Origin of the sequence: Bdellovibrio sp. HCB337, assembly GCF_047302465.1 — a bacterium.
Lineage (GTDB): Bacteria > Bdellovibrionota > Bdellovibrionia > Bdellovibrionales > Bdellovibrionaceae > JACMRP01.
Map to the genome: position 1 here is coordinate 682,137 of NZ_CP178621.1, position 11,808 is coordinate 693,944.

At 45.3% G+C, this 11,808-nt stretch carries 11 protein-coding genes; 8 read left to right on the plus strand and 3 right to left on the minus strand.

Annotation, left to right across the window (positions count from 1 at the left end):
* Positions 1–107 precede the first annotated feature (107 nt).
* Entirely contained in the window at positions 108–1,541 is a 1,434-nt protein-coding gene (locus ACLWBB_RS03285; RefSeq protein ID WP_413290135.1) for a hypothetical protein, read from the minus strand.
* Positions 1,542–1,671: 130 nt separating this feature from the next.
* Here ACLWBB_RS03285 and mraY point away from each other — a divergent pair, with 130 nt between their 5' ends.
* The 7 genes from mraY to murB all read left to right on the plus strand — a co-directional run bounded on the left by mraY (position 1,672) and on the right by murB (position 9,264).
* On the plus strand, positions 1,672–2,748 hold the full coding sequence (mraY, locus tag ACLWBB_RS03290; RefSeq protein ID WP_413290136.1) for a phospho-N-acetylmuramoyl-pentapeptide-transferase: 1,077 nt from the start codon (positions 1,672–1,674) through the stop codon (positions 2,746–2,748).
* 10 nt (positions 2,749–2,758) lie between these two features.
* Complete coding sequence (murD, locus tag ACLWBB_RS03295; RefSeq protein WP_413290137.1) at positions 2,759–4,147, plus strand: UDP-N-acetylmuramoyl-L-alanine--D-glutamate ligase; 1,389 nt, start codon at positions 2,759–2,761, stop codon at positions 4,145–4,147.
* A 37-nt stretch (positions 4,148–4,184) separates the two neighbouring features.
* Positions 4,185–4,646 (plus strand): hypothetical protein, encoded by a 462-nt coding sequence (locus ACLWBB_RS03300; protein WP_413290138.1) that lies wholly within the window; start codon positions 4,185–4,187, stop codon positions 4,644–4,646.
* 83 nt (positions 4,647–4,729) lie between these two features.
* Positions 4,730–5,878 (plus strand): putative lipid II flippase FtsW, encoded by a 1,149-nt coding sequence (gene ftsW / locus ACLWBB_RS03305; protein WP_413290139.1) that lies wholly within the window; start codon positions 4,730–4,732, stop codon positions 5,876–5,878.
* On the plus strand, positions 5,848–6,969 hold the full coding sequence (gene murG, locus ACLWBB_RS03310) for an undecaprenyldiphospho-muramoylpentapeptide beta-N-acetylglucosaminyltransferase (protein ID WP_413290140.1): 1,122 nt from the start codon (positions 5,848–5,850) through the stop codon (positions 6,967–6,969). Before ftsW ends, murG begins: the two co-directional genes overlap by 31 nt.
* A 37-nt stretch (positions 6,970–7,006) precedes the next feature.
* Positions 7,007–8,368, plus strand: a complete 1,362-nt coding sequence (murC, locus tag ACLWBB_RS03315; RefSeq protein WP_413290141.1) for a UDP-N-acetylmuramate--L-alanine ligase — start codon at positions 7,007–7,009, stop codon at positions 8,366–8,368.
* Entirely contained in the window at positions 8,368–9,264 is an 897-nt protein-coding gene (gene murB / locus ACLWBB_RS03320) for a UDP-N-acetylmuramate dehydrogenase (RefSeq protein ID WP_413290142.1), read from the plus strand. Before murC ends, murB begins: the two co-directional genes overlap by 1 nt.
* Before the next feature lie 125 nt (positions 9,265–9,389).
* On the opposite strand, the gene ACLWBB_RS03325 is transcribed toward murB, so the two are convergent.
* Positions 9,390–9,908: an Hsp20/alpha crystallin family protein gene (locus ACLWBB_RS03325; protein ID WP_413290143.1), complete on the minus strand. Its 519-nt coding sequence runs from the start codon at positions 9,906–9,908 to the stop codon at positions 9,390–9,392.
* A gap of 170 nt (positions 9,909–10,078) precedes the next feature.
* Positions 10,079–10,438, minus strand: a complete 360-nt coding sequence (locus ACLWBB_RS03330; protein ID WP_413290144.1) for a hypothetical protein — start codon at positions 10,436–10,438, stop codon at positions 10,079–10,081.
* Positions 10,439–10,961: 523 nt separating this feature from the next.
* On the opposite strand from ACLWBB_RS03330, the gene ACLWBB_RS03335 reads away from it, so the two are divergent.
* Positions 10,962–11,651 carry a hypothetical protein gene (locus ACLWBB_RS03335; RefSeq protein WP_413290145.1) on the plus strand — a complete coding sequence of 230 codons (690 nt, stop codon included), beginning with the start codon at positions 10,962–10,964 and terminating at the stop codon, positions 11,649–11,651.
* Positions 11,652–11,808: the final 157 nt, after the last annotated feature.

Below are 11,808 nucleotides of genomic sequence, written 5' to 3' on the forward strand. Positions count from 1 at the left end.
TTTTAATGATTATGGAACAGGGGTCAAACGCCGGACTCCGGCCTTGGTAAAAGACAGGAGTCTAAGATGAATCATGGTAATTTTAATGACGGATTTTGGAAGCAGTCTTATTGAGGCTGCTTACAACCGTAAACGTACAAGGGTGAGCGGCGTACATTGTTTTGTGGATTGAGTTTATAGGCGATGGCTTCAATCACATTTACATCAAAACGCTCGATGAACGAGTAGTGCGTCTCCATGAATTCTTTATTGGTCTGATAAGAGTTTTCGTTCAGGACAACAATCAAGTCGCAAGTCTTTGGCTGAAGTTTTTGAAAGTCAGGAGTGTAAATGTGCGAAATGTTGTAAGCACCTCGGTTCATGAACGCATCTGGCAGCCACTCTAGCGATATATCGACATTAATGACGTGCTTGATTTCTGGGTGCGCATCCAAAAAGCGCGAAAGGTCCGTGATATTTTTTTGCGCCGGAAAGAATGAAGCCGGAAGCCACAATATAAAACTAAATACCATCATCGAGATCAGGCGGTATTTGCGGCTTTGCCAGTTCTCTACGAAGTACCCAACAAACGGCACCATCAAGAAAATCATGACCGGGATCATAGAAATCAAGAAGCGCTCAAATTTGTTCGCGAACATCGAGTGCAAAACCAAGAAAAGGCCCAAAATTATAAAAAGAGAACGGTAGCGACGGAAGTAGGTCTTTAAGAAACCTGGAGGATACTTTGCAATCAGCCACGGCACCATCATGCAGACGAAAATGAGTGGAAAGAAAAAATACCAAGGACGGCTGCCATAATCCGAGCCATGCTTAAAATTGTATTCTGCTAAAGCGCGCAGAGAGTGGTGGAAGCGGCCACGCAGGAAAATGTCGGGAATGCCACTTAAGACAAAGAAGCCAAGGCCCGCGACACCCGCCATGAAAAAATGTTTCCATTCTTTGTGAAGAACCGGCAAGAAGACAAAAACCAGCGCACAGAATCCCGTTTGTTGGCGCAGAGTAAAAGCCATTGATGCGGCAAACACACCCAGCAAGAGATCTCTCAAGTTTCGTTTCTCATCATAAAGGACGGCAAACGCACAGGACAAAGCCATCCACGGAGCAGCCAATGCCTCAAACATCGGCCGTGTGAGCAAGCCTGGCGCTGCAAAGTGAAACGCCAGCATTAGGACCGCTATTTTTGCCAAGGTCTCGTTCTGTCGGCGGAACAGAAGAATGGCGGCCCAAGCACTCAGTGCAAAACCCACCAATCCCCAAAACACTATAACGAAGTGATACTGATTAAAGGGACTATCAATGCCAAGGGCGTACGCAGTTTGAGCCGCAAAGTGCATCGGCAGAATTTGCAGCGGAGATTTAACGTCATCTTCTTTAATTAAAGTTTTTGTCGTGGCCTTTTGCGCCGGAAGATAGCGAGTAATGCCATCCCAATATTCGTCCGTCGCTATGAAACCGGTATTAAAAATCACTACCAGTACATAAACGAAAAGGGCCACTAGCACACACGACCGCAAACTAAGGTTCGAAAAATGAGTTTTCATAATTTAATTAAATATAAATGATTTCAATATCTTGCAAACATTTTCTTGCTTTTTGTTTGGTCTTTGTGTTACACAACGAAAGTCCAGACTCAACGACAGCATTATCTTAGAATAAAGGGTTTTTACAAAGATGCTCTATCAGTGGCTATATTCGCTTGCGGATCAGTTTTCTCCTTTAAACATCTTCCGCTACATCACCGTCCGTACGTTCATTTCATTTTTTACTTCGTTCTTCATGGCCTGGATGTGGGGCCCTTACTTCATCAATCGTCTTAAAGAAAAACATTTTGGCCAAAGCATTCGTGATGACGGCCCACAAACTCATAAGAAAAAAGCGGGAACACCTACTATGGGTGGCGGTTTGATTCTTTTGAGCGCCATGGTTCCATGCTTGTTATGGGTCGATTTGTTAAGCCCCCTAGTTTTGGCAGTTATTGCTGTCACTGTCGGGTTTGGCTTGATCGGTTATGCGGATGACTATTTGAAAGTTAGCAAAAAGAACACAAAAGGTCTTTCTGGAAAGATCCGCCTTTTGGGGGAGTTCTTGATCGCGGGGATCACGGTTTTTGTTTTGATCCATTTCTTTGAGCTTTCAACTGTGGTTTCTTTGCCGTTTGCGAAGAATATTTCACTGGATTTGGGCTATTTCTACACGGTTTTCGCCGCATTGGTGATCGTTGGAACTGCTAATGCTGTCAACCTTACAGATGGGCTTGATGGACTTGCAATTGTGCCTGTGATTATTAGTGCCAGCACCCTAGGTTTATTTGCCTATGTAGCAGGACACTTCTCGATCGCTTCCTACTTGCAGATCCCTCATGTGGTGGGTGCCGGTGAATTGGTGCCAGTGGCTGCAGCGATGGTGGCCGCGGGTCTTGGCTTCTTGTGGTTCAATACTTATCCCGCGCAGGTTTTCATGGGAGACGTAGGAAGCCTAAGCATCGGTGGATTCTTGGGAATTATGGCGGTCGTCACCCGCAATGAACTTTTGATGGTTCTATTGGGCGGCGTGTTTGTGGTTGAAGCTCTGTCGGTGATCACGCAAGTGATCTCTTTTAAGCTGACAGGCAAAAGAGTTTTTAAGATGGCGCCCATCCATCATCACTATGAGTTAAAAGGTCTTACTGAGACCAAAATTATTGTTCGTTTTTGGATTATTTCCATTTTGTTAGCTGTATTAAGTCTAGCGACTTTAAAATTAAGATAAGGTAGTCATCATGTTCAGAGAAGTTAGTGAATTGAAGGATAAAAGAATTCTTGTTGTCGGTTTAGGAAGAACCGGTGTGAGTCTTGCGCATTTCCTGTGCAAGCACCAAGCTCAAGTAACGGTGACGGACCACAAATCAAAGCCTGAATTGTCTGCTCAGTTAGAGTTGTGCGAAGGTTTGCCTATTAAGTTTGATTTGGGCGGACACAGCCCAAAAACTTTCTTGCAACAAGATCTAGTCATCTTGAGCCCGGGCGTGCCTTCGAATTTGAAAATCTTCGACTATGCTCGCAGCCAAGGGATCAAAATCACTGGTGAGTTCGAGTTCAGCTCTGGCTTCATTAAAGAGCCAATCATTGGTATCACAGGAACGAACGGCAAAACGACAGTAGCTCGTTTGATCGAAGCTTTCTTGAGCAAATCTGACCTTAAAGTTTGGGTTGGCGGCGCGACTGATAAGCCACTTGTGGAATATCTTCGTCTTGATGACAAAGCCCAAGTAGTTGTTGCAGAAGTTTCTAGCTTCATGCTTGAGCATAGCGAAAACTTCAATCCAATGAACGTGGTTTTCACGAATCTTGCTGAAAATCATTTGGATCGTTATCGCTCTATGGAAGAATACGTAAACGCAAAACGCCGTATCTTCAAAAATACAAATCAAGCAACAACTAGCATCTTGAATGCAGACGACAACGCCGTTGTTGAATTGGCGCGTGATCCACAAGTTCAACGTGGACGTATTTTCTATTTCTCTCGCAAACCGGCTTTGGAGCCTCAGATCATGAACATCGGTGGCGCCGTGAATATCGGCGATGAAATCCGTGTTCGTACCGGCCCAGATATTGAGTACTACACCATCAAGAACATGAAGATGAAGGGTAAGCACAATATCGAAAACGTGATGGCAGCGATCTTGGCAGCTCGTGAACACGGAGCTAAGCACGATGCGATCCAAGCTGTGATCAACGGTTTCAGCAATATTCCTCATCGTATCGAGTACGTGCGCAAAGTGGGCGGAGTTTTGTTCTACAACGACTCTAAAGCCACCAACGTTCACGCAGTTCTTAGAGCTTTGGACACTTTTGACGAAAACGTGATCCTGATTGCCGGCGGTAAGGACACCAATCTGAACTATGAGCCTTTGCGTACCATCGTGAAGCGCAAAGTTAAGACTTTGATCCTGGTCGGGGAAGCTAAAGAGCGTATCAATCGCGATTTGGGCGACTACAGCGAAACATTCCTGATCGGTACTTTCGAAGAAGCGGTCTTGATCGCTTATCAGAAGTCCAGAATCGGCGATATCGTCTTGCTCTCACCAAGCTGCTCAAGCTTTGATATGTTTGATAGCTTTGAAGAGCGCGGTGATTACTTCAAAGAGATCGTTCGTAAGTTCCACTAAGATAGAATCACCGTCCACAAGCGCCACGGAGGGAGCTGTGAACAAGATTATTTCTGTATTCGGATTGATGGGCCTGTTTTTAATTACTGGTTGTGCTTCAAGCAGTTACAAGGCCCGTCTTGATACTCGCGAAAAGCAAGCCTCAGCAGCAGGTCTTTACTGCGAATGGATCAACGGCGATAAATTTTCTGATATCGACGTTGAGGTCAATCTTCAGATGGCGAAGCGTTGTGATTCGACGAAGCCATTCACTTTAACTCCATACAAAAACTCATCTGACGCCAACGGTATCATGTACTGTTGCGCAATGACTGGTGGCGACTCTTCCAAAGTAGCTTCGAGTAAACGCAAATCGACTGGTCCAGCTGTAACAGCACCTGCAACAAGCGGTGGCGGTTCAGCTCCTGCAGCTACTGCGGCTTCTGGTGGCGGTTCAGCTGCAGCTCCAGCTAGCAATGCAGGTCCTGCATCAGACGACGATATCGTCGAAGACAAGTAAGCGCGCGGGCTGCGGTCCAGTTTTTAATGTCTCCAGAGACGAGGCGGATACTCCTTGCTTAGAATAAAGCAGAGGAGTTCCGCATGCTTCGCTATCTTTCCAGCAGTTTATTCCTGAGTATCATCGCCTTGATCGGCATCGGCCTTGTTCAGGTCTATAGTTCAAGTTTCATTTTTGCTATCGAGTCCTATGGGGACGGTCTGTTTTTCTTTAAGAAACAACTGCTGTTTGCTCTACTCGCGTTTGCAGTTTTGATTGGCACTATTCACATACCTTTCCGTTATATTGAAAAATACGGCTGGCTTGTCTGGGCAGGGGCTGCATTTATGATTGCGGCGACCTTCATTCCAGGTTTGGGCGTGCGTGTTGGCGGAGCCATTCGTTGGATTCAGCTGCCTTTCGGTTTTCGTTTCGAACCGGGCGAGCTTTTAAAAGTCGCGTTCAGTCTTTTGTTCGCAAGCTTGGTATGTCGTCAGGACAATTTCTTGTGGCGAATGAAGTGGCCTTTGCTTTTGGTTTTGATAGCAGCACCTTTGATGATGTTGTTGAAGCAACCTGACTTTGGAAGTTTTGCCATCATCCTGATGGTGGGCGTGGGACTTCTATTCGCGTTCGGTCTGCGCTGGAGATACATCGTTGCTTCGTTCATCGTTCTAGTTCCTGCTGTTTACTTCTTGGTAATGGCAGTTCCTTATCGCCGTGCTCGTGTATTGGCTTTCTTGGATCCATGGTCTGATCCGGCTTCAAAAGGGTTTCAGGTTATTCAAAGTATGCTGAGTTTCCACTCTGGCGGATTGACGGGAACAGGTATCGGTCAAGGCCAAGGGAAGTTGTTCTTCTTACCGGAAGCTCATACGGACTTCACTCTGGCAGTGTTCGGTGAAGAGATGGGTTTTGTTGGCTTCTTGGTCATTTTGATTCTTTATGGATTCGTGGTGCTTCGCGGAATTCAAATCGCCGTGAAAGTCGAAGACGCGTTTAAGAAGGCGATGGTGCTGGGACTGACTTTGTCCTTTGCGTTGTCGGTGTTCATTAATGCCGGTGTTGTGATGGGGCTTTTGCCAACGAAGGGTTTGACCTTGCCGTTTTTGAGTTACGGCGGCAGTTCGCTTTTGGTTTTGTGTTTTACTTTCGGCCTAATTTTAAATGTTGAAAATTCATTGGAATCGGGGGACTTTTCAAAGAGATTTGGAAAGGCCCGATGGGATCAATCAAAGGTAAAGAAATCATGAGTCGGAAAAATGTCGTGATTGCTGGTGGTGGCACCGGTGGTCACATCTATCCTGGTATTGCCATTGCTCGTGCCATCAAAGTTCAACACCCTGATTACGAAATTCATTTTGTTGGAACTTCAGCAGGTTTGGAAAATAAAATCATTCCGCGCGAAGGGTTTCCACTTCATCACATCAACATTGGTAAGCTCAATAATGCGAGCGGCATCCTCAGTAAATTGAAAACCCTGATCGGTTTGCCAAGGGCTTTCGTTCAATCCGTAGCCCTTCTTATGGAACTAAAACCCCAGGCCGTTTTGGGTGTGGGTGGTTATGCTTCGGGACCTTTTGTGTTGGTTGCAAGTCTTATGGGTTTTCGCACAGCAATTTGGGAACCAAATGCATTCCCTGGAATGACAAACCGTTGGCTCTCACGCGTTGCGGGAAAGAGTTTCGTCGTCTTTGAAGAAGCTGCGAAATTTTTAAAAAGCGAGTCTATCTCTCAGGTGGGGATTCCCCTCCGTAAAGAGGTAGAAGCTTTAGCAAAAAAAGAAACAAACCGTCCTGATATCGGGAAAGCCGAACAGGAATTTCATATCCTTGTGTTTGGCGGAAGCCAAGGTGCGCGTAGTATCAATATTGCTGTACAAGAGGCCGTCTTGAAGGGCGGGGAGTGGTTGAAGGGAACTAAGATCATTCACCAAACTGGTGCATACGATTTTGCACGGGTCTCTGAAGCGTATCGGGGACAAGGCGATGTGGAAGCTCACGAATATCTGTACCAGATGGAAAAAAGTTACGAGTGGGCTGACCTTATCATTTGCCGCGCTGGGGCCAGCACCGTGGCTGAAGTCGCTGCCTGCGGAAAACCGGCGATTTTTGTACCCCTTCCTTGGGCCGCAGATGATCACCAGCGAAAAAATGCAGAGAGCCTATTCCGACAAAACGCTGCCGCCATGATTCTCCAGAAAGACCTCACCTCTGAATCTTTGATACAGAAGATCGAAGAATTGAAAAACAATTCCCAATTACGGGAAGAAATGAGAAAAAACCTGACGAAGTTCTATAAGCCTCAGGCCGCTGAAAAGATGGCCGAACTTCTGCTGGGATAGCGAAGGCCTCTTGCGGGCCTAAGAATTAGGAATTTCTATGCGTTTACAAGATTCAAAATTTCACTTTGTGGGTATTGGCGGGATCGGGATGTGCGGTCTGGCGGAACTTCTTCGCAATATGGGAGCGACCGTTTCTGGCAGCGACCTTGCGGAAAATGCAAACACCGAACGTCTTAAAGAATTGGGCATCAAAGTTTATAAAGGGCACGCGGCTACCAACGTGGGCGATGCCGACGTTGTTGTGTATTCAAGTGCTATTCAGTACTCGAATCCCGAGATCGCAGAATCTCGCGCGAAGCAAATCCCATTGATTCCTCGCGCGGAAGCGCTTGCGGAAATCATGCGTATTAAACGTGGAGTTGCCGTTGCAGGGACACACGGAAAAACCACAACGACCAGTATGACCTCTGCAATCTTTCTTGAGGCGGATCTGAAGCCAACGATTGTTGTTGGTGGACGTTTTGAGTTGATCAAATCAACGGCTCTTCTAGGTAATGGTGAGTGGTTGGTGGCGGAAGCCGATGAAAGTGATGGCAGTTTTCACAAGTTGAGTCCCGAGATCTCGATCATTACAAATATTGACTCGGATCACTTGGATCATTTTAAAACTTTCGACAACCTTCAAAAAAATTTCTATGAATTTGCGCTCAGAGTTCCATTCTATGGCATGAACGTGATTTGCGGTGATGACCCAAAAGTGCACACCCTTTTTGAAAATTTCCCGAAGCGCGCTCTGTTCTATGGCTTTGATGAGAAGAACGACATCATCTTGCAAGGTGAGCAAGGTAAGTACACCTTGCTTCGTCGTGATTATAAGACTGGCGCAAAAACTAAAATCGGGGACTTCCAATTGAAAGTTCCTGGCCGTCACAATGCTTTGAACGCAACAGCTGCGATCTTGGCAGGGATGCATGCCGGTGTTGATTTTGCGACTTGTGCGCGTGGTCTTCAGCGCTTTGAAGGGGTGGATCGTCGCTTCCATTTCAAAGGCGAAAAGAATGGCATTCGTGTCTATGATGATTACGGTCATCATCCGACAGAGGTGCGCGCGGTTCTTCAAGCTTTCCGCGAGAAGTATCCACAAAACCGCTTAGTGGTATTCTTCCAGCCGCATCGATATTCTCGTACTCAGCATTGCTGGCATGATTTCACGACTTGCTTCCAACAAGCCGATGAACTTTTGGTGACAGATATCTATGCTGCGGGTGAAGTGCCAATTCCAGGTGTCCACTCGGAAAAACTGGTTGAAGAAATTAAGCACGAAAAAGCAGAATACTTTATTCGTGATCCGCAATCTTCTGACAAGATCTTGGGCCGCTTGCAGTCTGGTGATGTCTTTATCACTTTGGGCGCAGGGGATGGCTGGAAATTGGGTCTTGAGGTTTTAAGCAAACTATAATGGAAATTAAACAGAACGTCGCTTTAGCTGAATACACATCATGGTTGGTCGGGGGCCCGGCAGAATATTTCTGCCTACCCGAAACTATTGAAGATGTGAAAGAGGCACTTCTTTGGGCGCAAAATAGTAAGCAACCTGTGACTATCTTCGGTGGAGGTACCAATGTCCTCATTTCTGATAAAGGTGTTCGTGGCTTGGTGGTTTGTCTACGCCGTTTCTCGGGTGTGGAGAGCAAAGAAGAAAATGGTCGGCTCGTCGTTACAGCGATGGCTGGGACGGCGAAATCGGAACTTCTAAAAATATTCTTAAAACAAAAACTCGCACCGGCATTGTTCTTGGCAGGTTTGCCAGGTGATATCGGTGGCGGCGTAGTTATGAACGCTGGCGTTGCTGAAGCATTCCAACCGCGTGAGTTCGTTGAGATCACGGATTGGGTTGAAGTGCTGCGCTTAGAAAGCAACGGCCAATTCACGATACAGAGATTTACCAAAGAACAAATCCACTGGGAATACCGTCACTCGAAAGGCTGGCAACCAGGCGTGATCGTGCGCGTGGGAATTAGTTGGCCAGTTCAAGTCGATACGACCATCTTGGATCAAGTTCGTAGTGCGAATAAAGTACGTCTTTCAAAACAACCTTTGGATATGCCAAGCTGTGGTTCTGTATTCAGAAATCCAACAGGTCATAAAGCAGCACAACTTATCGATGGTGCGGGTCTTAAAGGCTATACGGTTGGTGGCGCACAAGTTTCTTTGAAACACGCAAACTTCATCGTTAATCTTGGTGAAGCAAAAGCCACCGACATGTGGCAAATCATCGAACACGTCAGAAACACCATAAAACAAATTCGCAATGTGGATCTTCAGACCGAAGTCGTCCGTCTGGGCGATTGGTAGCTGGAAGCTCTAGTCCCGGCCCTTGTTGGGGTTGTTGTTTTGCTTGTGCCAAAGGTCAATAGAGAACCCTCGTGGCCACAGGGACCACGAGGGAATCGAGGGAAAGTCTCTTAGGAGAGTTTCACTTATTGAGTATCCTGCGTGTCTTTCTTAGATCCTAAGAGTCTTTCAAAAACTCCGCCTTTTCCAGATTGGACTTCGATGTGGCGAGGTTTTGAGGTAGGTGTTTTAGGCAAGTAAATTTCTAGAACGCCGTCTTCATATCTAGCTTCGACTTTTTGCGATTCAATCGAAGTTGGCAGAGTGAAGCTGCGTTTAAAAAATCCATAATTTCTTTCATAACGTTGATAGCGCTCTGATTTTTCACCAAGACCTTGGTTTTTGCGCTCGCCTGAAACCGTCAGCAAGTTATTAACGACATCAATTTTAATATCATCTTTTTTCAAGCCCGGAAGATCCACACTCATTAAATAGTGGTCTTCAGTTTCAGTGATATCGCATTGAGGGCTAAAGGCTCTCTCATCATAAGCAACTTGGGAAGTTGGCAAAGAGTTAAAGCCATCGAAAAAGCGATCCATTTCATTCCAGAGTGTTGAAGTAAGAGCTCTGTTAGTGAAATATGGGGTTAACAATGTTGTTCTCATTTCATACCTCCTTAAGGTTTAAAGTAGTTTTCTAAGTTTAAAAGTTTATTCAAAAATAATTTTGGCAAGGTCATGTCCAATTTGATTTTTATCAAAACGAAACTGTTGCACCAGCTGCCACCGAAATAATGGCGGACAAGGCAGCTGCAACAAACAGATTGTTTAAAATATTACGCCACGAAATCTGTGTCATAATCTACCTCCCGTATGGTTAAGTTTTGTTCTTTTACTTCATGTTTTTTATATCTGTCAGATTTCCACTGTCCGAGTTTTCTACGGAGCTGTTGTAAAATCTGATCAGTGACGTCTTTTAATTTAGTTCCCGATGCGCTAGCGAAGAATTTTCCGGCAAAAGAATGAATGCTCACTACAGCTTTGAAAGTATGATCTTTGCGCGAAAAAACTCCTTTTAGTGTCGCATTGGAAGGAGCTTCGTCTTGAAGCTCGCTCATCACTAAATCTACGTGAGAGCGTGTAAATTCACTGGGATGAAACCCCTGAAATTGTACTGATACTTCGTCTTTAAGCATAGAATCCTCCTTTTTTGAAATGAGTAGAGCCTCGACCCATTTTGTGGGCCTCAGATGATGCTAAATTTTAAAGGTGAAATTTTAGATTGGAGGCGGCAACGCCAAGAGTGGGATCCTTAATTTTTCGAACTGTGTCTTCATAAAACGTCCCCCTTTCTTAGGTGAAAGCTGAAACAGGAAAATCATCCACAACTCAAAAATGAGTTCGCATGGAAAACTGTCAAGTTTGGCAAAAATATTTTTTTAAAGAACTAGACTACGGGGTTTTACTAAAACGTAAAACCGTATGAAAGTGACATGCTGCTTACTTTTAAAGGCAGGTATTCTCATATATTTTCCATATCCAATCCGGGAGAACCATAAATTGGAGATGGTTAATCTATAGACACGTCTGTTTAGAGAATAGCCAAATGCCTCAAGTTCGACATTGATACTCGTGCCAGTTCAAAAACAGGTGGCAAAGCAGAGGGGTCGGTCGGTACGCACTTTGCATTTTATTATTTAAGTGCATTGGAGGCATGCTATGGAAGTGCGGTATCTGGCGCTCGCATTGGTGTTTCTTTCGGGCTGTACCACCGCCTTAAAGACTCCGGAAATTGCGGTGCAACCAGCGGAAATCACACCCGAGAATAAAGTCTATATAGAGCCCCAACCTGTCGTTGAAAAAGCCCCAACCAAAAAAACGAAGTTAAAAGCTAAGAATGCATCTCAAAATACTCCTCAAAATCATAACTACGTTGGCATGCAAGGGTTTTTAACCCGGCCACCAATGTTTGCAGACAGTAACCAAGAAAAATCCTTTCAACGATGTTTGCCGATTGAAATCACCGGTCTTTATCAAAGCGGAAAAACCATTTCAATCCACGCCAAGCAGAACGGGCAGACCTTTTCAATTGTTGGGATTAATCGGAAAGCTTTCACCCTCACTGAACAAAATAAGGTACTTTTGCTTGAGCAATATTTTGCCAAGGAATTGATTTTGTCCAGTGTGGGCCGCAAAATCGCCAGCGAGCAGGAGAGAGTTTGCGCAGGCCAAACATGGAAATCGATGCAACGAGAACAATTTCAGTTCGTGATTGGCGACCCAGAATATCGTCAACAAACTCAATTTGCAGGTAGCGAGTATGATGTTTGGACCTATGGTAGCGTCCGGCAATCCAACCTCCGCTATTATTACTTCTTGTCGGATCGCCTAGTGTCTTGGACAAAATAGGTTTTTAACCCTTTTTCCTATCCGCGAAGCTTTGCGTTGGAAAACGTCCGGATTGTGAATATATGAAATAGCCTTTGACAGGTGTTTTGCGTGAATTTTCTCTCGGTGTTTTGAAATTTCTGAACGCCTGTTCATCAGAAAAGTGCCAGGCCGTGTT